This is a genomic window from Achromobacter sp. LC458 (assembly GCF_001005835.2).
Classification (GTDB): domain Bacteria; phylum Pseudomonadota; class Gammaproteobacteria; order Burkholderiales; family Burkholderiaceae_B; genus Achromobacter; species Achromobacter spanius_B.
The window spans coordinates 16,127-38,327 of record NZ_LBHW02000016.1 but is presented as its reverse complement, the minus strand read 5'-3'; the positions used below and the strand labels follow the sequence as shown (position 1 = coordinate 38,327).

Sequence of the window (22,201 nt, the reverse complement as noted above, 5' to 3'; positions counted from 1 at the left end):
AACTTGCGCAAAGTATAATTAGCCGCAAATTTCAGCGTCAAGCCTTTGTACTCATTTTCGGATTAACCCTGATGAACGCTCCTGTCGATACTCCTGTCTTGCCGCAGCGTCGTCCCCGGAATCTGGCTCAAGGCTTGGTCGAGAGCATCTCCGAACGCATACGCAGTGGCGAAATCCGCCCTGGCGACAAGCTGCCCACCGAATCCGAGATCATGCGTCAGTTTGGCGTCAGCCGAACCGTTGTGCGCGAAGCGCTGTCGCGCTTGCAGGCCTCGGGCCTGGTCGAAACGCATCACGGCGTGGGCACGTATGCGCTGGAGCCCAGCGGCAGCGTCGACTTTCGGGTGGACCCGGCCGACATCGCCACGGTGCGCGATGTGCTGGTGCTGCTAGAGCTGCGTATTTGCCTGGAAAGCGAGGCCGCGGGCCTTGCCGCCATTCGGCGCAGCGACGTGCAGTTGCAGGAAATGCGGCGCGCGCTTGACCTGTTCAAAGCCGCGCTGGACGTCGGCGGCGACACGATCACGCCCGACTTCCAGTTTCATCTGCTGGTGGCGCAGTCCACCGACAACCGTTATTTCGCCGACCTGATGTCGCACCTGGGCTCGGCGATCATTCCACGCACCCGCATCAATTCCGCCAAGTTCGCGCACGAAGACCGCGCGGCCTATCTGGCCCGCGTGAACCTGGAACATGAAGACATCTACAGCGCGATCATGCGCCAGGATGCCGAAGCCGCGCGCGCGGCGATGCGCACGCACCTGAGCAACAGCCGCGAACGCCTGCGCCGCGCCCAGTAGAGAGATACGTACCCGACCAGCCCGTACGGGAAGCCGACCGCGCGACGTAGCGCGAAATACGATGTCGTACAACGTTTAAGCGATTGCCGGCCATTGCCAGCCGTCGCGAACCGTTGCGAATCTACCGGCCGTGTACCCAAAACCGCGTTAATCTTTGCCCGTTTTCATTTCGGACTACGAGACGGCATGGCTTTGCTCGGCATCAACAGCGGCATTCTTTCATCACCGGTGGCGAACGCGCTTCGCCTCTTGCGGAGGGCCGCCGCATGCGTCGCCTGACACTTCGATTCATCCTGGCCGTCCTGGTGCTGCTGACTTTGTCGCGGCTGGGGCTGTCATTCTGGATGTGGGACCGCGTGCAAGCGGCCGGCGGCTTGGGGCCGGTGCTGCTGGGCGGGCTGCGCATCGACGTCTGCCTGTTGTCCATGGTGATTGCGTTGCCCGCGGTGCTGTCGCCGTGGTTTGGGCATCGCCCGCTGGCCGCAACGATTACCGCGTGGTGGTTCCGCGTCTGGTGGATGCTGTATGTGCTGCTGGAAGTGTCCACGCCGCAGTTCATCGCGGAATACGACACGCGGCCGAACCGGCTTTACTTCATTTACCTGCTCAATCCCAAGGAAGTGGGGTCGATGCTGTGGCAGGGCTACAAGGGCGTGCTGCTGGCGGCATTTGTGGTGCTGGTGGTGGCGGCATGGCTGGCGTTCAAGCTGTTTCCGACGCGTTCGCGCGATGGATTCATGGCGTGGTGGAAGCGGCCGATTGCGTCCTTCGTGATCCTGGCGCTGGTGGTGCTGGGCGCGCGCGGCACGCTGGAACACCGGCCCATCAACCCGGCCAAGGTGGCGTTCAGTTCAGATTCCATGGTCAATGCCCTGGCGCTGAATTCGCTGTACAGCGTGTTCGACGCGGCCTATCGCATGCGCGACGAACGCTCGTCGGCCGCGATGTATCCACGGATGCCGGTGGACCAGATGAACGCCATCGTGCGCGAGAAAGCCGGCCTGACCGGGGCGCCGCTGGATGCGCGCTATCCCAGCCTGCACGAACAAAAAGCCACGGTGCGGCGCGACAAGCCGCTGAACGTGGTGATCATCTTGCAGGAAAGCCTGGGCGCGCAGTACGTGGGCAGCCTGGGCGGGCGCGACCTGACACCCAATATCGACCGCCTGTCCAAGGAAGGCTGGATGTTCCATCGCGCCTACGCCACCGGCACGCGCTCGGTGCGCGGCATCGAAGCGGTAACGGCGGGCTTCCTGCCCAGCGTGGCTGACGCGGTGGTCAAGCTGCCACGTTCGCAAACCGGCTTCTTCACGCTGGCGCAGGTGCTGGGCAAGCACGGCTACCACTCGCGCTTCGTGTATGGCGGCGAGTCGCACTTTGACAATATGCGCGCGTTCTTCCTGGGCAACGGCTTTGATGAAGTGGTGGACCGGCCCAAGTTCGTGAACCCGGTGTTCGAAGGGTCATGGGGCGCGTCCGACGAAGACATGTTCAATCAGGTCGACCGCCTGCTGCGCGCGGATGGCGACAAGCCGGTCTTCACGCTGGCGTTTTCGGTGTCGAACCATTCGCCGTGGGAATACCCCGAAGGTCGCATCAAGCCGGTGGGCGACCCGGCCACGGTGGATAACACGGTGCGATACGCCGACTGGGCGTTGGGGCAGTTCTTTGAAAAGGCAAAGCAGGCGCCGTACTGGGACAACACCGTGTTCCTGGTGATTGCCGATCACGATTCGCGCGTGTATGGGTCGATACCGGTGCCGGTACGCCACTTCCAGATTCCCGCGCTGTTCCTGGGCGCCGGCATTGCGCCGCGCCAGGACGAGCGCCTGGTCAGCCAGATCGACATGGCGCCCACGCTGCTGTCATTGATCGGGCTGGACAACATCAACCCGATGCTGGGCGCCGACCTGACGCAGCGCGATCCGAACCGCGCAATGATGCAGTACGCCGACAACTTCGGCTATTTGCAAGGTGACAAGCTGCTGGTGCTGGAGCCACAGAAAGCGCCGCGCGAATTCCGATACGAAGCCGCGCCGGTGGGCAAGGACGAAGTCTATGCGCCCGTCGAGCCCGCAGACCCGGCCTTGACTGAAGAAGCGCTGGCGCATGCGTTGTGGGCAAGCTGGGTTTACCGCGAAGAAAAATACCGGCTGCCTTGATGGCGCGTTGAAGCCCTGATGCCTGGGCAACGATGGCATGAAATAACGAAAGGCCGCCCGGTAAACGGAGCGGCCTTTCTTGTTTTGACGATGTGCCCCGCGCGGCGCAGTGGGTGCGTGATCGCTTGCGCCGCGCTGGGTTTGCGTCGGAGTTTGCTTTACAGCTTGGCCGGCAACACCACGCCGGAGGCTTCGCCGAAACCGATCTTCGGATAGCCCGCCTTCTGGCATGCGGCGCGCATGATGATCTGGTCGCCGTCTTGCAGGAACGTGCGCTTTTCGCCCCAGGGCAGGTCGATCGGCGTCTTGCCGCCTTGGCTCAATTCCAACAGCGAACCGGCTTCCGACGGCTGCGGCCCGGACAGCGTGCCCGTGCCCAGCATGTCGCCCGGTTGCAGGTTGCAGCCGTTCACCGTGTGGTGCGTGATCAGCTGCGCCACGTTCCAGTAGGCGTCGCGGAAGTTGCTGCGCGACAGCGTGACCGGCGGCGCCTTGGCCTCGCGCGACTGCGCGGTGGTCATCAGCACTTCCAGCTGCACGTCGTAGGCGCCCTTGGCGCGGTTCGCGTCCGAGGCCAGATACGGCATCGGCTGCGGTTCAGCCGGGCCACGGTTGTATTGCGTGCGGAAGGGCTCCAGCGCTTCCATCGTGACGATCCACGGCGAAATCGTTGAGGCGAAGTTCTTTGACAGGAAGGGGCCCAGCGGCTGGTATTCCCAAGCCTGGATGTCGCGCGCGGACCAGTCGTTCAGGATGCACAGGCCGAAGACGTGCTGGTCGGCGTCGGCCAGGTCGATGCGGTCGCCCTGGGTGTTGCCGGTGCCCACGAAGATGCCCAGCTCAAGCTCGTAGTCCAGGCGGGCGCACGGGCCGAACTGCGGCGTGTCGCCTTCGTTGGCCGGGCGGGTCTGGCCCACGGGGCGCGGAAACTTCTGGTCGACGCCGATGCTGGATGCGCGGCCGTGGTAGCCGATGGGCACCCACTTGTAGTTGGGCAGCAGCGGGTTGTCAGGGCGGAATTGCTTGCCGATGGCGGTGGCGTGGTGCACCGAGATGTAGAAGTCGGTGTAGTCGCCGATGCGCGCGGGGGTGGTGTGCTCGGCGTCGGCTTGCGGCACCAGCAGCGGTTCGACGGTGGCGCGCAGCGCGGCGCCTTCGCGCAAGGCACGCGACAGCGCCAGGCGCAGGGCGCTCCAGTGGGCGTGGCCCAACGCCATCAACGCATTCAGGCTGTCGCTGTTGCAGGCGGCCAGGGCGTCGGCGGCCAGGCCTTCAAATGGCTTCTGTGCGGCCAGCGCGGCCAGGTCCAGGATTTGGTCGCCAATGGCCACGCCGGGGCGGAACGATTCGTTCGTGCCCTTGCGGCGGAAGGTGCCATAGGGCAGGTTCTGCACGGGAAAATCGGACGTGCCGGTGTTGGCGCTGGCAACCCAGCTTTTCAAGGACGGGTCGTGGGTTTCGTTGATGGTGGTGGTCATGGCTGCGTGTCTCGTTGATGTGTGTGTGGATGGCCGTAAACCGGATGAACGCCGGCGGGTGTGCGCCAAAAGCAAATGCCAAAATCAAATACCAAAATCAAATACCAAACGGCGATGCGCTTGCGCGCATCGCCGTGAGCGTGGATCAGCGGGGGTTCGCCGTCACGCCTGGTTCGGGTTGAAGTGCTTCACGATGCCCTGCCAGCAGCGGTAGTAGTCGTTCTGCAATTGCCCTGAGGCCAGCGCCTGCGCGGTCGGACGGATCACCCGGCGCGTTTCAAACATGAACGCCATCGTATCGCGGATGTAGTGCGCGCTGTGCGTATCGGCGTGCGAGGCTTTTTCAAACGTTTCGGCGTCGGGGCCGTGACCGCTCATGCAGTTGTGCAGGCTGGCGCCGCCGGGTGCAAAGCCTTCGGCCTTGGCGTCGTACACGCCCTGGATCAAGCCCATGAATTCGCTGGCGACGTTGCGGTGGAACCAGGGCGGGCGGAAGGTGTCTTCCATGGCCAGGATGCGCGGCGGGAAAATCGCGAAGTCCATGTTGGCCGTGCCCGGGGTGTCCGACGGCGCGGTCAGCACCGTGAAGATAGACGGGTCCGGATGGTCGAAGCTGATCGATCCGATCGCGTTGAAGTGGCGCAGGTCGTACTTGTACGGGGCGTGCGTGCCGTGCCAGGCCACTACGTCCAGCGGCGAATGGTCGATCGGGGCGCGCCAGAAACCGCCGGTGAATTTGGCGATCAGTTCGAAGTCGCCTTCGATGTCTTCGTACCAGGCCACCGGCGTCTTGAAGTCTCGGGCGTTGGCCAGGCAGTTCGAGCCAATCGGGCCAAGCTCGGGCAGGCGCAGCGCCGCGCCGAAGTTCTCGAGCATGTAGCCGCGCGCCTCGGCGTCCAGCAGCTCGACGCGAAAGCGCACGCCGCGCGGGATGACGGCAATTTCCAGTGGTTCCAGGTCGATCAGGCCCAACTCGGTGGCCAGGCGCAGGCGGCCTTGTTGCGGCACCAGCAGCAGTTCGCCATCGGCGTTGTAGAAGTAGCGGCCTTGCATGGACTTGTTGGCCGCGTACAGGTGGATGGCGACGCCGCCCTGCTCGTCGGGGCCGCCGTTGCCGCCCCAGGTTTGCACCCCTTCCAGGAAGTCGGTGGGTGCATCGGGAATCGGCAGCGGGCTCCAGCGCAGCTGGTTGGGCGTGACCGGGCCGTGGCCGAACGTGCTTTCCCAGCCGGCGGCGCCAGCAAACGGTTCAAACGGTTTGTGCTGCGCGCCCGGGCGAATGCGGTACAGCCACGAACGGCGATTTTCATTGCGCGGGGCGGTGAAGGCGGTGCCGGACAGTTGTTCGGCATACAGGCCATACGGGCATTGCTGGGGCGAATTGCGGCCCACGGGCAGCGCGCCGGGCAAAGCCTCGGTGGCGCAATCGTTGCCGAACCCGGTCAGGTATTGCAGTTCCATGGAATCCTCCTGTGGTGGCGCGGTGCATGGCCGCGCGTTCGGTATGGGGTGCCGCCGTGCAAACCGGCGGCGATTCGTCATTGTCGGAAAAAACCCCCGATACGGCTACGGGAATGCAAAAATACAGACTATAAATTTTGTGAATAGTAGAAAGGGGGGCGGCATGGCCGAACTGCGCAACGTCGATTTGAATCTGCTGATCTTGTTTCAGCACTTGCTGGAAGACCGCAGCCTGTCGGCCGTGGCGCGCCGCATGGACCTGACGCAGCCTGCCGTCAGCAACGCCCTGCGCCGCTTGCGCGACGCCTTTGGCGATGAGTTGTTCGTGCGTACCGGCCAGGGCATGCTGCCCACGCCGCGCGCGCAGCGGCTGGCCGGCCCGGTCAGCGAGGCGCTGACCATGCTGACGCAGGCGTTGCAAGACCAGGACGTGTTCGATGCCGCCACCAGCAGCCGTCGCTTTCGCGTGGCGATGACGGACGTGGGCGAAATCCACTTCATGCCGCGCCTGATGGAGGTCTGCGTGCAGGTGGCGCCGCAGGTGCGCATCGATTCCGTGCGGGTCCAGGGGCCGGACCTGCCGCGCGAGATGGAGTCCGGCCGTGTCGATCTGGCGATTGGCGCGTTCGATGAAATGGGCGCGGGCACATTGCAGCGCATGCTGTTTCGCCAGGGCTACGCCACCTTGTTCCGGCAAGCGCACCCGACGGCGCACGCGGGCATGGGCATCAAGGCATTTCGCGCCGAGCGCCACTTGATCGTGTCGCGCGCCGCGCCTTACGGGCAGGTGAACCAGTCGATGGAGCGCGCGGGCATCGTGCTGGCCGAGCACTTCAGCGTGCCGCATTTTTCGGCGGTGCCGTACATCGTCAGCGCAACGGATCTGCTGGCTACCGTGCCCGAAAAACTGGCCGCCAGCGCCGCGCCGCCTTTCGGGCTGCGCTTCATGACGCCGCCGGTGAAGGTGCCCGCGCTACAGACGAATCTCTATTGGCAACGCCGCGTTGACCGCGACAGCGGCAATCAGTGGCTGCGTGCGCTGATCGTGGATACGTTCGGCGTGGGCGGCGGGCGGTAGGGGGAAGTGGCGGGCGCCGCCGCGCAGGCGGCGCGCCGTTACGCGCGTTCCACTACCGACGCGCGGGCCTGCTGCAAGGCCTCGCGCAGCAGCGCCACGTCGCCCAGGTGGTTGGCCAACAGCAGGATCAGCGCCGCGTTCAGCTCCTGGCTTTGCTCGTTGCTCAGGTCGCGGTGCGTTTCGATCAGCGCTTCGTAGAAGTCGTCGGGCGAGCTCAGATTGGTTTCGGTAATCAGCATGATGGGATGACCTCTTGTTTCACGCGTGGCCCGTGGCCCGCTTGACGGCGGCGGCGACCGCGTCGGCGTTGAAGGCGCGCCAGCGCGCGGCGATGTGCTGATCGGGGCGGATCAGGTAAGCCGTGCCCGCTTGCGCGTCGTAACGCTTGGCCAGGCAACCTTCCACGTCCGTCACCACGGGCAGGTCGGCAGCCAGGCCCGAGCCATCGCATTGCGCATCAAGCACCAGCACCGCCTTGACGGGCACGGGGCCCATGCGCATCGCCAGCAACGCGCGCTGCGTGTCGCCGTCCGGCAGCGCGTTGCCGCAGAACACGGCCAGCACGAAGCCGCCATCCAGCTGCGCCAACCACCAGTCCTTGTCGCCGTGCTGCGTGACCGGCGCATCCAGCGCGACGGCGCCGGGCACCATGCGGCCCGCGAACGCGTCCGTATCGGGCGTATTCAGCGGCGACGCGGCATACGTTGCGGGTAGGGACAGGCGGCCGCTATTGACCAGGGAACGGGCGAACGGATGCGTCTTGGCCAGGTTCAACACGGCATTGCGGAAGCTGCGGCTGATGTCGCTCTTGGGGGTGATGAAATCCGTGGCGCGCGACGAATTCAGGATGTTCTCGTCGGCCGCGTATTCGCGTTCAACGCTGTAGCTGTCGACCAGTGTGTCGGGGGCCAGGCCCGCCAGCACCAGCTTCAGTTTCCAGGCCAGGTTTTCGGCATCCTGCACGCCGCTGTTGGCGCCGCGCGCGCCAAAGGGCGAGACACGGTGCGCGGAGTCGCCCGCAAACACCACGCGCCCGTGGCGGAACTTGTCCATGCGTTCACACGCAAAGGTGTAGACGCTGACCCATTCCAGATCGAATTGCGCATCGGGCCCGAGCAGCGCGCGGATGCGCGGCAGCACGTTTTCCGGCTTGACGGCTTCGACGGGGTCGGCATTCCAGCCCAGCTGGAAATCGATGCGCCAGACGTTGTCCGGCTGGCGGTGCAGCAGTACGGACTGGTTCGGATGAAAGGGCGGATCGAACCAGAACCAGCGCTCGGTCGGGAAGTCGGCTTTCATCTTCACGTCGGCGATCAGGAAGCGGTCGCGGAAGATGCGGCCATGGCTTTCCTGGCCGATCAGTTTGCGCACGGGCGAACGCGCGCCGTCGCAGGCGACCAGCCAGTCGGCGTGCAGCGTGTAGGCGCCTTCGGGCGTGTCGATGGTCAGGGTGACGCCGTCGTCCGTCTGCGTGACGCCGGCGACTTTGTTTTTCCAGCGCAGGTCGATGTTCGGTTCCTGGCGGGCTTGTTCGTACAGATAACCTTCGGCGTAGTACTGCTGAAGGTTGATGAAAGCGGGGCGGCGATGGCCGGGTTCGGGCAAGAGGTCAAAGCGCCACACTTCCTGTTCACGGAAGAACACCTTGCCCACGTTCCACGACACGCCCTTGTCGATCATGCGCTGGCCAACGCCCAGACGGTCCCAGATTTCCAGCGTGCGCTTGGAAAAGCAGATCGCGCGCGACCCGGTGGACAATCGGTAATCGTCGTCCAGCACCACCACGCGCACGCCCTGGCGCGCCAGGTCCAGCGCGGTGGTCAGGCCGACCGGGCCGGCTCCCACCACCACTACCTGATGGCGGGGGGGCGTGCCGGCGCTTTGGTCGGCGTGCTTTTCATAGGCGAACTCCATCGCCTGAAAGTCGATGTCTCCCACGGTTGTCTCCTGTGTGGGTCATTTTGTTTTTATGCGCGTAGCCACGCGCCGCCTTGCGACGCGCGCCTTCGGTTCTTGCTGCAATCAATCGGGCCGGGGCTGCCGGCCCGCCGGGGTCAGCCTTCCAGCTGCGCCCACATTTCCAGGTCGCGCTTGTCGGTCCAGATGCGCGGGTGCGTGTGACCCGAGGCTTCGTCATAGGCGCGCGACACGTCGAACGGCATGCAGTGGTCAAAGATGACCCAGTCGCTGTAGCGCGGCTTCATGAAGTCGTAGACCTCGCGGTAGATCGTCTTCAGGTCCTTGCCTTCGGCCACGCCGCGGTTCACGGCGCCGTACAGGTCGGTCAGGAACGCGCGGGTGCCGGCCAGGCCCTGGCGCACTTCGGTGGCGTTCTTAAGCGCGGGGCCGCGGCCGGGCACCATCTTTTCGGCTTCAAAGCCTGACAGCGCGTCCAGCGTGGTGGGCCAGTCGCGGAAGTAGGCGTCGCCGCAATACGGGGTGGATTGGTATTCGACCAGGTCACCGGCGAACAGGATCTTCTGCTCGGGCAGCCAGGCGATGGTGTCGCCCTTGGTGTGGCCACGGCCCACTTGCAGCAGCTTGACTTCCAGGTTGCCCAGGTTGACGGTCATTTCGCCCTTGAACGTCATCGTCGGCCAGACCAGGCCCGGCGGAATCGATTCGGCGTTGCGGAACAGGCGGGGGAAGCGGCCGATTTCGCTGGCCTTGTCCTGTTCGCCGCGTTCGACGATCAGGTCATAGGTGTCGCGGCTGGCCAGGATTTCCTGGGCGTTGTAGGCGGACGCGCCGAACACGCGCACGGCGTGATAGTGCGACAGCAGGATGTATTTGATCGGCTTATCGGTGACTTCGCGAATGCGGCGGATGACGTCTTGCGCCATGACCGGGGTGGCCTGGGTGTCGATCACCATGACGGCCTCGTCGCCGATGATCACGCCCGTGTTGGGGTCGCCTTCGGCCGTGTAGGCATAGGCGTTGTCAGACAGTTTTTCGAACGAGACGACCTTGTCGTCCATGTCGGCGTGCGAGGCGAATTGCTTGCTCATGGAGGCTCCTTCCACTGTTATAGGAATAGTGTGTGGAAGGAATATAGCGTGGCGTTAGTGTTTGTGCAATACGTTTGCTATAAACAAATGGCCGAGGGCATGCAGGGATTTCCCCAGGGATTTCAGGGCCTTAGAGCTAATTCCTTTGGCATTTCGGGCAGTAGTACGTGGCTCGTTGGCCTTGGACGAACCGCCGTATCGGGGTTTCGCACACGCGGCAGGGGCGGCCTTCGCGTTCATAGACGGCGGCGTGTATCTCGAAGTACGCACCGGGTTCGCCGGTGGCGCCCACGTAGTCGCGCAGCGTGCTGCCGCCAGAGGTCAGGGCGTCGGCCAGCGTGGCGCGCACCATGTCGGCCAGCCGTTCGCAGCGGGCCAATGACAGTTTGTTGGCAGGGGTCTTGGGGTTGATGCGCGCGCGGAACAGGCTTTCTGATGCGTAGATATTGCCCACGCCCACCACCGCCATGCCCGCCAGCAGCACCTGCTTGACGGCGGCGCCATGGTTCTTGAAATGCCGGTGCAGCCAGGCGCCGTCAAAGCGCGGGTCGAAGGGTTCGATGCCCAGCTTGGCCAGCAGCGGATGCGCGTCGATGGGGCCGTCGGCATGGTCGTGCCACAACACCGCGCCAAACCGGCGGGGGTCGTGCAGGCGCAGCACCGCGTCCTGGAAGATCCATTCGACATGGTCGTGCTTGCGCAGAAATTCACCAGGGGCCACGCTGCGCAGCGATCCGGACATGCCCAGATGCACGATCTGGGTGCCGTGCTCGAACCGCAGCAGCAGGTACTTGCCCCGGCGGGCGCATTCCAGCACGTCGCGCCCGCCGATCAGCGTCGGCAGGTCGGCGGAGATGGGCCAGCGCATGCGGGCTTCGTGGATGACCAGTCGCAAGAGCGTCCGGCCGGTGATGACGGCGTCGATTCCTCGACGCGTGGTTTCGACTTCAGGCAGTTCCGGCATGAGCCAGTGTAAGATCATCAATTGCGTGTACGAAGATTGTGCCATCAACCGGACGGGCCGCGTGAAGTCGTCTTTCAAACAAATGAATATCGGGATCGCCGTGTTGGCGCTTGCGCTGGCAACAGGTTTTTCGCTGCCGGCCCAGGCGGCCGACAGCCGGACGCGTGATGCGACCGGGCCTCGCATGGCCCCGCAGAACCGCCAGCCGGAAACCGAGGTGATCCGCCTGCGGCCGGGTCAGTTGCCCTATGTCTCGCTGACCGCCGACATCTTCTACCGCGTCCTCGCGTCAGAAATCGCCGCCCAGCGCGGCATGTACGGCACGGCGGCCACCACCATGGTCGGCCTCGCCCGCGACACGGGCGACCCTCGCCTGGCGCGACGCGGCCTGGAATTCCAGTTGGCCGGCGGCAATCTTGCCGGTGCGCTGGACGCCGCCCGCGTGTGGGCGCGCCTGTCTCCCAACGACGTCGAAGCCAGCTCCACCGAGCTTGCTCTGGCGGCCGCCAACGGCCAGACCAAGGGCCTGGCCCAGGCGCTGCGCAACCGCATCGACGCCTCGCGCGACAAGCCGGCCGCCATCGGCCAGGCGCTGGCCGTGCTCAGCCGCCTGAACGACCGCCGTCTGGCGCTGCGCATCCTTGACGAATCCCTGAGCGACAGCGTACGCAAGCTGCCTGCCGCCCACCTGGCCCTGGCCGACGTGGCCTCGGCCGCTGGCGACTACGAACGCGCCACGCAGGAATCCCGCGCGGCCCTGGCCGGCGACCCGAAATCCGAGCCCGCCGCCCAGCGCCTGCTGGAATACGGTTCCAAGGTGGACCCGCAGCGCGCCCAGGCCGAGGCCCGCGCCTATATCAACCGCAATCCCAACGCCCGCAAGGTGCGCTTGATGCTGGCGGGCCAGTTGGCCGACAGCGGTGACTACAACGGCGCGCTGTCCGAACTGCAAGCCATGTCGCGCCGGTCGCCGGAAGACTTCGACCTGCTCTTCATGCAGGCGCAACTGGCTTACAAGGCGGGCCAACTGCCGCAAGCCAAGACCTTGCTGCAACAGTATCTGGACGTGCAGCAGCAGCGCCAGCGCGCCACGGTGCCGGGCGCAACCGATGCCGGCGCCGCCGCGGCCGACGCGCACGTGCTGCTGTCGCGCATTGCCGAAGACCAGGGCAACTACGACGAAGCCATCCGCGAACTGGGCCGCATCGACGACCCGACGCTGCGTTATTCCGTGCAGATGCGTCAAGCCGCGTTGCGCGCCAAGAGCGGCCGCGTGGACGATGCGCTGGCCATGATCGACGCCGCCGGCCCGCAAGACGAAGAAGAGCGCACGCTGGGCGTCTTGACCAAGGCGCAGATCCTGCGCGACGCGGACCGCGTGCCGCAAGCGGTCAGCACCCTGGAAGCCGCCGATCAGGCGCTGCCGGACACGGTCGAAATCAAATACGAACTGGCGATGCTGTACGAACGCCAGAACCGCCTGGCCGATCTTGAGCGCATGCTGCGCCAGGTCATCGCGCTGGACCCGGACCACGCCCACGCCTACAACGCATTGGGCTACACGCTGGCCGACCACAACCAGCGCCTGCCCGAAGCGCTGGACCTGATCACCCAGGCGCTTGAACTGTCGCCCAACGACCCGTTCATTCTGGACAGCATGGGCTGGGTCAAGTACCGCATGGGCGAATCCGAATCCGCCGCGCAGTATCTGCGCCGGGCTTACAGCGTGCGCCCCGAGGCCGACATCGCCGCCCACTTGGCCGAAGTGCTCTGGAGCCAAGGCAAGCGCGATCAGGCTATTGAACTGCTGCGCGTGGCGCTGATGAAAGACCCCAAGAACAAGACCGTCCAGGACGTCGTCCGGCGGCTGGGAGTCAATCTGTGATGGCTTTGGCATTGCGACGCCTGCCTGGCATGGCTGCCTGGCTGCGCCTGGCGTTCTTGGCGTTGCTGGCGACGGCGCTTGCCGCCTGCACCACCACGCCTAAACCCATTGAAGGCGCCAGCGCCGACGCGTTCTCGCGCATCGGCCGCTTTGCGATCACCGTCAACGAAGAAGGCGGCAAGCAAAACGCCGTGCAGGGCGGGTTTTCGTGGTCGGATGACGGCCAGCGCTATGTGCTGGACCTGACCAACCCGCTGGGTTCAACCGAAGCGCGCGTGCAAGGGCGGCCCGGCGCGGCCACCCTGACCAAGGCCGACGGCACCCGCCTGGAAGCCGATAACCCCGATGCCCTGGCCGAAGAAGCCCTGGGCAGCAGCATGCCCGTGTCGGGCTTGCGTGACTGGCTGCGCGGCAAGTTGCCCGCCGACCCGGAAGCATCGGACATCACCCGCGACGACCGGGGCCGGCCTACCGCCTTCGAGCAAGGCGGCTGGCGCGCCAACCTGTCGCGCTACGACAACCTGGGCCCGCAGATGCTGGTGTTGCAACGCCAGGAACCGGGTCGCCGCATCATGGTTCGGCTGGTGGTCAACCAGCCCTGAGTCCGGGTCTGTTTGCACGAGGCGGGTCGGCCAGTCGGCCAGTCGGCCAGTCGGCACGCCGGAAGCGCGGCAGGCCTGTGCGCTTGCCACTCAGCGCGCGACGGCCTGGGAGCTGGGCTCGGGGTTGTCTCGGACCAGTGCCCGGTACAGGCTGGCCATGTAGCACAGCAAGATCACCGAAAAGGGCAGGCCGCACAGCACGACCGCGGTTTGCATTGCGTTGAAGTTGCCGGCCAGCAGCAGCCCCACGCCCAGCATCGTGGTCAGCGACGCCCAAAATACCCGCAGCCAGATGGGCGCATCGTGCCCGGCGTCCGCGTTGCGCGCGGACAGGTTGGCGATCATCAGCGTGCCGGAATCGACCGGCGTCAAGAACAGCATGAATGACATCACCACGCCCACGCCGGCCACCCACTGCGTCAGCGGCAGGTATTCCATCAGCGTGTAGAACGCCATGGGCGGGTTGGCCAAGGCCATGTCGCCCAGCCCCGCCGCGCCCTCGTTCATCACGAGGTTGATGGCGGTGTTGCCGAAGATTGACAGCCACGCCAGCGTGAAGCCCAGCGGCACCAGCATCACCCCGAAGATCAATTCCCGTATCCGCCGACCACGTGAAATACGCGCGATGAACATGCCGACAAAGGGCGCCCAGCCTATCCACCAGGCCCAATAGAAGATGGTCCAGGAACTGGTCCAGCGCACGGCTTTCATGTCGTACAGGTACAGGTCGAAGCTCTTGCCCAGGAACGCGTTGAGGTAGTCGCCCAGGTTCTGCACCATGCCGTCCAGCAGCAAGCGGGTGGGTCCGGCCAGGAACACGAACAGCAATAGCAGGCACATCAGTGCGGTGTTGACGTTGGACAGCACGGCGATGCCGCGCTTGATGCCCAGCGCGGCCGCGCCGGTGGCCACCACCATCATGATGATGACGATGGGCACCTGGGCGGCAGCGGTGTTCGGAACGTTCAGCAGGTAGGTCAGCCCGGCGTGCAGCAGCAAGGCGCCCAGGCCCAGATTGGTGACCATGGAGACGATCGTGGCCAGCACGCCGAACCCATCCACCGCATGGCCGACCGCTTTGGGCAGCGGTTTGTCCGACAGCCCCTGCAAGGGCGAACGCAGCGCCAGCGGCTGCTTGTGGCGATACGCAAAATAGGCAAGCGCGGTGGCGGTCAGGGCATAAAGCGTCCAGCCGTGGATGCCCCAGTGCAGAAAGGTCAGCGTCAACGCGTTGCGCGCCGCGTCCTGCGTGCCACCCGCGCCGGTGGGCGGCAACAGGAAATGGTCCAGGGGCTCGTAGACGCCGTAATAGACCAGCGCGATACCGATGCCGGATGAAAACAGCATCGACACCCAAGACAGATAACTGAATTCCGGGGACTCGTCGTCATCGCCCAGGCGCAGCGCGCCGTGGCGCGACAGGGCCAGCCACAGGGCAAAGCCGACACTGACGGTCATGGCCAGCATGTAGTACCAGCCAAAGTGCGATGCCACCAGCAACTGCGCGGCTTGCAGCCATGCCTGCGCGGCATCGGGCTGCCAGATGAGCAGGGCGCCGAACCCCAGCACCGAGACGGCCGCGCTGAGGAAAACGATGGGATTGGTATGCGCCAGCCAGCTGCGCCGGGCCGGTGCGCTTGCCGATGACCGCGTCGAAGTGATCCGTTCATGCCGCACCGCTGTCTCCCCGTGTGGTGATGCTGCCTGGTGCTACCGATGTGTCGTTGTTCGCGCTGTTCGTGCTGTGCGCGTACTTGCCGTCGATGTGTGTTGCCAGCGATGTGGCCGTCGGCGATGTGTCTGCGGCACCTTACCGTTTTTATATTGAACGATCAATCAATATAAATTAGACTCGACCGCACCCGGCCGACAGCTCGTTACCGTCATTGCCGTCGGCCGTTCTCGTCGCTTTCTCGGCGCTTTCTCGTCGCTTTCTTTATGTCACCCAGGAACTCCGCGCAACATGCCAAAAGTCGGAATGCAGCCCATCCGTTGCAATCAACTTATTCAGGCCACGCTTGAATCCATCGACCAGGTCGGCCTGGCGGAAAGCTCCATCGCGCACATCGCCCGCGCGGCCAAACTGTCCACCGGCATCATCAGCCACTACTTCGGCGACAAGGACGGTTTGCTGGAAGCGTCCATGCGGGAATTGCTGCGCAACCTGCGCGATTCCGTATCGCGCGCGCGCGTCGCCGCCGCGTCAGACGCCCGTGCGCAACTGCACGCCATCATCGACGGCAACTTCGTGCCCACGCAGGTCTCGCGCAGCGCGATGCGCGCGTGGCTGACGTTCTGGGCAGCCAGCATGCACCAGCCGCGCCTGGGCCGCCTGCAACGCGCCAATGACCGCCGTCTGCATTCCAACCTGTGCTGCCAATTCCAGCGCGTGCTGCCGCTTGCCCAGGCGCGAGAAGCCGCGCGCGGCCTGGCCGCCATGATCGACGGGCTGTGGTTGCGCGGTGGTCTGATGGGCGCGGATTTCGCGGGCGAACAAGCGCGCGCCGTCGCTTACGACTATGTAGACCTGCTGCTAGCTCGCAGCCAATTGGTGGGGGAGCCGGCCCTGGGCCCGCCCTCACTTTGACAATAGGACGGACTTCCATGCCTTTGCCCATCCAGCAACTCTACATCCACGGTCGGCGCACCAACGCCATCAGCAGCAAGACCATCACCACGGTGAACCCCGCCAACGGCGCGGTGTTGGCGGAAGTGCAGGTGGCCGCCCGCCAGGATATCGACCGCGCGGTGGCCAGCGCGCAAGAAGGGCAGAAGGCATGGGCGGCGCGGTCCCCCGCCCAACGCGGCCAGGTACTGCTGCGGGCTGCGCAGTTGCTGCGCGAACGCAATGACGAGCTCGCCGAACTGGAAACGCTGGATACCGGCAAGCCGCTGTCCGAAACGCGCACCGTGGATATCGCCACGGGGGTGGACGTCATCGAGTACTACGCGGGGTTGGCGGCTGCCGTGCAAGGCATCCAGGTGCCGCTGCGCGAGTCCAGCTTCTTTTACACGCGGCGTGAACCGCTGGGCGTGATCGCGGGAATCGGCGCGTGGAATTATCCGGTTCAGATCGCCATGTGGAAGTCGGCCGCCGCGCTGGCCACGGGCAACGCAATGGTGTTCAAACCCGCCGAGATCACGCCCCTGACGGCGCTGCGGCTGGCCGAAATCTATACCGAAGCCGGCGTGCCCAATGGCGTCTTCAACGTGGTGCTGGGTAGTGGTCGTGACATCGGCGACTGGCTGACCGGCCACCCGGGCGTCGCAAAAGTGTCCTTCACGGGCGGCGTGGATACGGGCAAGCAGGTCATGGGCGTGGCGGCGGCATCGCTCAAGAGCGTGACACTGGAACTGGGCGGCAAGTCCGCCCTGATCGTGTTGCCCGATGCCTCGGTTGAACGCGCCGCTGACATCGCCATGATGGCCAATTTCTTCAGCTCGGGGCAGGTGTGCACGAACGGCACGCGCGTCTTCGTGCACCGATCGCAAAAGGCGGCATTCGAAGCCGCCGTGCTGGAGCGCGTGGCGCGCATTCGCGTTGGCGACCCCTTCGACCCCCGCACCAACTTCGGTCCGCTGGTCAGCGCCGCGCACATGGACGGCGTGCTGAGCTGGATTGAAATCGGCAAGCGCGAAGGCGCCACCTTGCTGGCCGGCGGCGTGCGCTTGACGGACGGCGTGTTGGCCAAGGGCGCGTACGTGGCCCCCACCGTGTTCACCGACTGCGACGACAGCATGGAAATCGTGCAGGAAGAAATTTTCGGTCCCGTCATGACCATCCTGTCTTTCGATAGCCAGGACGAAGTCGTGCAGCGCGCCAACGACAGCCGCTACGGCTTGGCGGCGGGCGTGGTCAGCAGCGACCTTGCTGCCGCCCACCGCATCGCGCATCGCTTGCAGGCGGGCATTTGCTGGATCAACACGTGGGGCGAATCCCCCGCGCAAATGCCGGTGGGCGGATACAAGCAGTCGGGCCTGGGCCGCGAAAACGGCCTGGAGGCGCTGGCCCAATACACGCAAACGAAGTCGGTCCAGGTCGAACTTGGCGAGTTCGCCTCGGTGTTCTGACGGCGCCGTCGCACATCGCACCGGGCGCCGGGCGTGAGGCCGGGCCGCCCGCTTTCTGTACGTGTAGGGGGGAAGGGCATGTCGATCAAGCGGGAGTACGACTACATCATCGTGGGCGCGGGATCAGCGGGTAACACGCTGGCCACGCGGCTGACCGAGGACCCGGGCACCACCGTGCTGCTGCTGGAAGCGGGCGGGCAGGATCATCGTTTCGATTTCCGCACGCAGATGCCGGCCGCACTGGCCATGCCCTTGCAAGGCAGGCGCTACAACTGGGGCTATCAAACCGACCCCGAGCCGCACCTGAACGGGCGCCGGCTGGACTGCGGTCGCGGCAAGGGCCTGGGCGGTTCGTCATTGATCAACGGCATGTGTTACATCCGCGGCAACGCGTTGGACTACGACCATTGGGCGCGCGTCGAAGGCCTGGCGCATTGGGATTACCTGTCGTGCCTGCCGTACTTCAAGAAGGCAGAAAGCCGCGACGTGGGCGCTTGCGATTATCACGGCGGCGCCGGGCCCGTCAGCGTCACCACGCCCAAGCTGGACAACAACCCGTTGTTCGATGCCATGGTCGCGGCGGGCACGCAGGCAGGCTATCCGCATACGCCTGACATGAACGGTTATCGGCAGGAAGGCTTCGGCCCCATGGACCGCACCGTGACCCCGCGCGGGCGTCGTGCCAGCACGGCACGCGGCTATCTGGATCAGGCGCGCGGGCGCGCCAACCTCACCATCGTGACCCGGGCGTTGACCGACGTGATTCTGTTTTCGGGCCAGCGCGCCGAAGGCGTGGCGTGGGAGCAGCACGGCCAGCAGCACCGCAGCTTTGCCCGGCGCGAGGTGCTGCTGTGCGCGGGCGCCATCGCGTCGCCGCAAATCCTGCAACGGTCTGGCGTGGGCGCGGGGCAGTTGCTGCGCCGCCTGGGCATCGCCGTGCGCCATGAACTGCCGGGCGTGGGCGAAAACCTGCAAGACCACCTGGAGCTTTACGTGCAGGTTGAATGCAAGCAGCCCGTGTCGCTGGCCCCCGCGCTCAAGTTGCGCAATCAGCCGGCGATCGGTGCTGAATGGTTGTTGATGGGGACGGGCATCGGCGCCAGCAATCAGTTCGAAGCCGGCGGATTCATACGCAGCCACGACGATTTCCCGTGGCCGAACCTGCAATATCACTTCTTGCCGGTGGCCATCAATTACAACGGGTCCAACCCGATCAAGGCGCACAGCTTCCAGATGCATGTTGGCTCCATGCGTTCGCCCAGCCGGGGGCGCGTGCACGTTCGGTCGCGCTCGCCGCATGACCATCCCAGCATCTTGTTCAACTACATGTCGCACGCGCAGGACTGGCGCGAATTTCGCGCGGCGCTGCGCATCACGCGTGAACTCTTCGCGCAACCCGCGTTGGCGCAATATGCGGGCCGCGAGATTTCGCCGGGCGCTGCCCTGCAAAGCGATGCGGACCTGGATGCCTTTGTGCGCGCGCAAGCCGAGACCGCGTATCACCCGTCTTGTTCGAACAAGATGGGGGCATCGTCGGACCCGATGGCGGTTGTGGACGGCTACGGGCGTGTGCACGGGCTGCAAAACCTGCGCGTGATCGATGCGTCCATCATGCCGGACATCGTCACGGGCAACCTGAACGCGCCGGTCATCATGATGGCCGAAAAGCTGGCCGACCATCTGCGTGGCCGCGAGCCGCTGGCGCGCGCCAACGTGCCGTACTACACGGCGCAGGGCCCCGCGCGTAGCTAGAATGTGGGCTTGTCCCGCACCGGTTGCCTGATGTGACTCTGTACGATGTTCCCGCTCCCGCCAAGCTGAATTTGTTCTTGCATGTGGTGGGCCGCCGCGCTGACGGCTACCACCTGCTGCAAACGGTCTTCCGCTTCATCGACCTTTGCGACACGCTGCATTTCGACGTGCGCGCCGACGGCATCATCAGCCGCGCCACCGAGCTTGCCGGCGTGTCGGAAGCCGACGACCTGACCCTGCGGGCCGCGCACGCTTTGCAACGCGCCACCGGCACACGCCAGGGCGTGCAGATCGGCCTTGAAAAACGCATTCCACAGGGGGGCGGGCTGGGCGGCGGTTCCAGCGATGCGGCCTCGGTGTTGATCGCATTGAACAAGCTGTGGAACACCGGCCTCACGCGGCGCCAGCTGATGGACCTGGCCTTGCCGTTGGGCGCCGACGTGCCGGTATTCGTTTTCGGGCAATCCGCTTTTGCCGAAGGCGTGGGCGAAGCACTGACCGCTGTGACGCTGCCTGAACGCGCGTATCTGGTAGCGCAACCTGACACCAGCGTGCCCACTGTTGGCATATTTTCGGCGCCCGATTTGACAAGGGATTCTTCTTACATCACAATAGCGGACTTTCTTGCTTCGCCAACTTTTTCCTTCGGGAAAAATGACTTGGAGCCGGTGGTTCACCGTCTTTATCCTGAAGTATTCAGGGCATCGCGGTGGCTTGCAGAACAGGGTTATCCTGTACGCATGTCGGGATCAGGCGCATGTTTATTCGCCGAATTCTCAGAACTCTCCGAAGCCGTTTTGGCGAAAACAGAAATATCCGCTATAATGCGCGGCGCTGTTAAAACAAACAGCACAACGCATCCACGGTTTCGGTTAGTGCAGGCTTGTACTGGTTTAACTGAACATCCGTTGCGGAATTGGATTGCAAGATAGTTGGGGAGTCGCCAAGCTGGTTAAGGCACCGGATTTTGATTCCGGCATGCGAAGGTTCGAATCCTTCCTCCCCAGCCAACCGAATACATAAAAAAGCTGTTGAACACGCCTGTAAGACACTGGCCCGGGTTCAGCAGCTTTTTTATTTTCCGGATTCGCTGGTGTTTTCACCCCGCATCACTCGTTAGTGTCTTACAACGACCATCGCATCATCCATCATGGCAAACGATAGCTTCATGATCTTCACGGGCACGGCCAACACTCGGCTGGCCGTGGACGTAGTCAACCACCTCGATATGTCCCTGGGCAAGATGACCGTCGGTCGCTTCTCCGACGGCGAGGTGATGGTCGAAATCAACGAGAACGTGCGTGGCAAGGACGTCTTCGTCCTGCAGCCCACCTGTGCGCCCACCAATGACAACCTGATGGAAATCATGGTCATGGTCGATGCCCTGCGCCGCGCGTCGGCCGGCCGCATCACCGCCGCGATTCCGTACTTTGGCTATGCCCGCCAAGACCGCCGCCCGCGTTCGGCGCGCGTCGCGATCTCGGCCAAGGTTGTGGCCAACATGCTGCAAGTGGCTGGCGTTGACCGCGTCCTGACAATGGACCTGCACGCGGACCAGATCCAGGGTTTCTTCGACATCCCCGTGGACAACATCTACGCCGGTCCGATCTTGCTGGGCGACATCTGGCGCCGCAATTTCTCGAACCTGGTCGTGGTGTCCCCGGACATCGGCGGCGTGGTTCGCGCCCGCGCGCTGGCCAAGCAGCTGGAAGCCGACCTGGCCATCATCGACAAGCGTCGTCCGCGCGCCAACGTGTCGGAAGTGATGAACATCATCGGTGAAGTCGACGGCCGCACCTGCATCATCATGGACGACATGGTCGACACCGCCGGCACGCTGTGCAAGGCGGCCCAGGCCCTGAAAGACCGCGGCGCCGGTGCCGTTTACGCCTATTGCACGCACCCCGTGCTGTCGGGCGGCGCCATTGACCGCATCGAAGCGTCGGAACTGGACGAACTGGTCGTCACCGACACCATCCCGCTCTCCGAGCAAGGCCAGGCCAGCGGCAAGATCCGCCAGCTGTCGTGCGCCGCGCTGCTGGGCGAGACCATCCTGCGTATCTCGAACGCGGAATCGGTCAGCTCGCTGTTCGTCGACTGACGCGATTCGCGTCGGTCAGGCCACAGCCTACCTTTAGTTTTTGCACCTTGCTGGTCGCGGCAAGGCGCAATCAACACGGCGCGCATGTTGCGCGCCGTGCCGTTAACTGGTGAAGCCTCTTCACCTTATTTTGTTTTTGGAGTTTTCCATGAAATTCATCGCCACTGCGCGTAGCGTCCAGGGTTCGAGTGCGAGCCGCCGCCTGCGCCGCGCGGGCCGCGTTCCCGCCATTGTCTATGGTGGTACGGCTGCCCCCCTGAACATCGAACTCGACCACAACGAGATCTATCACGCCCTGCGTAAGGAAGAATTCCACGCATCGATCCTGCAAATGCAGCTCGAAGGCTCGAAGGATGAGCAAGTGTTGTTGCGTTCGGTTCAATGGCACGCCTACAAGCCGCAAGTCCTGCACGTGGACTTCCAGCGCGTGGACGCCAACCAGGCTCTGCGTACCAAGGTGCCGCTGCACTTCGTCAACGCCGAAATCTCGCCCGCTGTGAAGCTGGCCGGCGCCATCATCAGCCACGTGACGACCGAACTGGAAATCACCTGCCTGCCGAAGGCTCTGCCGCAGTTCATCGAAGTTGACCTGACCAACATCCTGGCCGGCGCTTCGATCCACCTGGCCGACATCAAGCTGCCCATGGGCGTGACGTACGTGCCCCACGGCGGTGAAGACAACCCGCTGCTGGCTGCCGCCATCGTCAAGGGCGGCGCTGCCGCTGCCGACGAAGCCGAAGAAGCTGCTCCGGCTGCCTAAGTCTGCTGGAAAGCCTTCGGGCTTTCCGCGGCTTGTGCCCGAAACCCTGCGTGTGCATTTGCATGCGCGGGGTTTTTTG

General features: G+C 64.5%; 18 protein-coding genes and 1 tRNA gene. 12 read left to right on the top strand and 7 right to left on the bottom strand.

The window, feature by feature from the left end; translation table 11 throughout:
- Positions 1-71 precede the first annotated feature (71 nt).
- Both YH64_RS15160 and YH64_RS15155 read left to right on the top strand, forming a co-directional pair.
- On the top strand, positions 72-800 hold the full coding sequence (locus YH64_RS15160) for a FadR/GntR family transcriptional regulator (protein WP_046805065.1): 729 nt from the start codon (positions 72-74) through the stop codon (positions 798-800).
- Positions 801-1,066: 266 nt separating this feature from the next.
- Complete coding sequence (locus YH64_RS15155; RefSeq protein WP_046805064.1) at positions 1,067-2,962, top strand: LTA synthase family protein; 1,896 nt, start codon at positions 1,067-1,069, stop codon at positions 2,960-2,962.
- Between the two features lie 158 nt (positions 2,963-3,120).
- Here the strand turns inward: YH64_RS15155 and fahA are convergent, their stop codons facing one another.
- Positions 3,121-4,440: a fumarylacetoacetase gene (gene fahA / locus YH64_RS15150; protein WP_046805063.1), complete on the bottom strand. Its 1,320-nt coding sequence runs from the start codon at positions 4,438-4,440 to the stop codon at positions 3,121-3,123.
- Positions 4,441-4,602: 162 nt separating this feature from the next.
- Entirely contained in the window at positions 4,603-5,901 is a 1,299-nt protein-coding gene (hmgA, locus tag YH64_RS15145; protein ID WP_046805062.1) for a homogentisate 1,2-dioxygenase, read from the bottom strand.
- A 163-nt stretch (positions 5,902-6,064) separates the two neighbouring features.
- Here hmgA and YH64_RS15140 point away from each other — a divergent pair, with 163 nt between their 5' ends.
- Positions 6,065-6,979 (top strand): LysR family transcriptional regulator, encoded by a 915-nt coding sequence (locus YH64_RS15140; RefSeq protein ID WP_046805061.1) that lies wholly within the window; start codon positions 6,065-6,067, stop codon positions 6,977-6,979.
- 38 nt (positions 6,980-7,017) lie between these two features.
- Here YH64_RS15140 and YH64_RS15135 read toward each other — a convergent pair whose 3' ends face one another.
- The 4 genes from YH64_RS15135 to mutM all read right to left on the bottom strand — a co-directional run bounded on the left by YH64_RS15135 (position 7,018) and on the right by mutM (position 10,951).
- Entirely contained in the window at positions 7,018-7,218 is a 201-nt protein-coding gene (locus YH64_RS15135; protein ID WP_046805060.1) for a DUF2783 domain-containing protein, read from the bottom strand.
- Positions 7,219-7,237: 19 nt separating this feature from the next.
- Positions 7,238-8,917: an FAD-dependent oxidoreductase gene (locus tag YH64_RS15130; protein WP_046805059.1), complete on the bottom strand. Its 1,680-nt coding sequence runs from the start codon at positions 8,915-8,917 to the stop codon at positions 7,238-7,240.
- Positions 8,918-9,033: 116 nt separating this feature from the next.
- Positions 9,034-9,987 carry an MBL fold metallo-hydrolase gene (locus YH64_RS15125; protein ID WP_046805058.1) on the bottom strand — a complete coding sequence of 318 codons (954 nt, stop codon included), beginning with the start codon at positions 9,985-9,987 and terminating at the stop codon, positions 9,034-9,036.
- 136 nt (positions 9,988-10,123) lie between these two features.
- Complete coding sequence (gene mutM, locus YH64_RS15120) at positions 10,124-10,951, bottom strand: bifunctional DNA-formamidopyrimidine glycosylase/DNA-(apurinic or apyrimidinic site) lyase (protein WP_046805057.1); 828 nt, start codon at positions 10,949-10,951, stop codon at positions 10,124-10,126.
- Between mutM and YH64_RS15115 the strand changes: the two genes are divergently transcribed.
- The gene (locus tag YH64_RS15115; protein ID WP_104141967.1) at positions 10,950-12,836 is read left to right on the top strand and encodes a tetratricopeptide repeat protein; all 1,887 of its coding nucleotides are present in this window, start codon (positions 10,950-10,952) and stop codon (positions 12,834-12,836) included. The genes mutM and YH64_RS15115 overlap by 2 nt on opposite strands.
- Complete coding sequence (lolB, locus tag YH64_RS15110) at positions 12,836-13,438, top strand: lipoprotein insertase outer membrane protein LolB (RefSeq protein WP_046805055.1); 603 nt, start codon at positions 12,836-12,838, stop codon at positions 13,436-13,438. The genes YH64_RS15115 and lolB overlap by 1 nt, the downstream gene beginning before the upstream one ends.
- A gap of 90 nt (positions 13,439-13,528) precedes the next feature.
- On the opposite strand, the gene YH64_RS15105 is transcribed toward lolB, so the two are convergent.
- Positions 13,529-15,115, bottom strand: a complete 1,587-nt coding sequence (locus tag YH64_RS15105; protein WP_221935905.1) for a BCCT family transporter — start codon at positions 15,113-15,115, stop codon at positions 13,529-13,531.
- 286 nt (positions 15,116-15,401) lie between these two features.
- Between YH64_RS15105 and betI the strand changes: the two genes are divergently transcribed.
- The 7 genes from betI (at position 15,402) to YH64_RS15070 (ending at position 22,122) form a co-directional block, all read left to right on the top strand.
- Positions 15,402-16,025: a transcriptional regulator BetI gene (gene betI, locus YH64_RS15100; RefSeq protein ID WP_046805054.1), complete on the top strand. Its 624-nt coding sequence runs from the start codon at positions 15,402-15,404 to the stop codon at positions 16,023-16,025.
- Between the two features lie 17 nt (positions 16,026-16,042).
- Positions 16,043-17,509: a betaine-aldehyde dehydrogenase gene (gene betB, locus YH64_RS15095; RefSeq protein WP_046805053.1), complete on the top strand. Its 1,467-nt coding sequence runs from the start codon at positions 16,043-16,045 to the stop codon at positions 17,507-17,509.
- Between the two features lie 78 nt (positions 17,510-17,587).
- A complete protein-coding gene (betA, locus tag YH64_RS15090; protein WP_046805052.1) occupies positions 17,588-19,261 on the top strand; it encodes a choline dehydrogenase in 1,674 nt (557 codons plus the stop codon).
- A gap of 32 nt (positions 19,262-19,293) precedes the next feature.
- The gene (gene ispE, locus YH64_RS15085; RefSeq protein ID WP_046805135.1) at positions 19,294-20,193 is read left to right on the top strand and encodes a 4-(cytidine 5'-diphospho)-2-C-methyl-D-erythritol kinase; all 900 of its coding nucleotides are present in this window, start codon (positions 19,294-19,296) and stop codon (positions 20,191-20,193) included.
- 1 nt (position 20,194) lies between these two features.
- Positions 20,195-20,271, top strand: a tRNA-Gln gene (locus YH64_RS15080).
- A 140-nt stretch (positions 20,272-20,411) separates the two neighbouring features.
- Entirely contained in the window at positions 20,412-21,362 is a 951-nt protein-coding gene (locus tag YH64_RS15075; protein ID WP_006227587.1) for a ribose-phosphate pyrophosphokinase, read from the top strand.
- 148 nt (positions 21,363-21,510) lie between these two features.
- Positions 21,511-22,122, top strand: coding sequence for a 50S ribosomal protein L25/general stress protein Ctc (locus tag YH64_RS15070; protein ID WP_046805051.1), 612 nt, complete (start codon positions 21,511-21,513; stop codon positions 22,120-22,122).
- The last annotated feature ends 79 nt before the right edge of the window (positions 22,123-22,201 follow it).

Coding starts and splice junctions, on each gene's coding strand:
- betA (WP_046805052.1), top strand. CDS start 17,588: ATGTCGATCAAGCGGGAGTACGACTACATCATCGTGGGCGCGGGATCA.
- YH64_RS15140 (WP_046805061.1), top strand. CDS start 6,065: ATGGCCGAACTGCGCAACGTCGATTTGAATCTGCTGATCTTGTTTCAG.
- hmgA (WP_046805062.1), bottom strand. CDS start 5,901: ATGGAACTGCAATACCTGACCGGGTTCGGCAACGATTGCGCCACCGAG.
- YH64_RS15155 (WP_046805064.1), top strand. CDS start 1,067: ATGCGTCGCCTGACACTTCGATTCATCCTGGCCGTCCTGGTGCTGCTG.
- YH64_RS15125 (WP_046805058.1), bottom strand. CDS start 9,987: ATGAGCAAGCAATTCGCCTCGCACGCCGACATGGACGACAAGGTCGTC.
- fahA (WP_046805063.1), bottom strand. CDS start 4,440: ATGACCACCACCATCAACGAAACCCACGACCCGTCCTTGAAAAGCTGG.
- YH64_RS15160 (WP_046805065.1), top strand. CDS start 72: ATGAACGCTCCTGTCGATACTCCTGTCTTGCCGCAGCGTCGTCCCCGG.
- YH64_RS15135 (WP_046805060.1), bottom strand. CDS start 7,218: ATGCTGATTACCGAAACCAATCTGAGCTCGCCCGACGACTTCTACGAA.
- YH64_RS15115 (WP_104141967.1), top strand. CDS start 10,950: ATGAGCCAGTGTAAGATCATCAATTGCGTGTACGAAGATTGTGCCATC.
- mutM (WP_046805057.1), bottom strand. CDS start 10,951: ATGCCGGAACTGCCTGAAGTCGAAACCACGCGTCGAGGAATCGACGCC.
- YH64_RS15070 (WP_046805051.1), top strand. CDS start 21,511: ATGAAATTCATCGCCACTGCGCGTAGCGTCCAGGGTTCGAGTGCGAGC.
- lolB (WP_046805055.1), top strand. CDS start 12,836: ATGGCTTTGGCATTGCGACGCCTGCCTGGCATGGCTGCCTGGCTGCGC.
- YH64_RS15075 (WP_006227587.1), top strand. CDS start 20,412: ATGGCAAACGATAGCTTCATGATCTTCACGGGCACGGCCAACACTCGG.
- betB (WP_046805053.1), top strand. CDS start 16,043: ATGCCTTTGCCCATCCAGCAACTCTACATCCACGGTCGGCGCACCAAC.
- betI (WP_046805054.1), top strand. CDS start 15,402: ATGCCAAAAGTCGGAATGCAGCCCATCCGTTGCAATCAACTTATTCAG.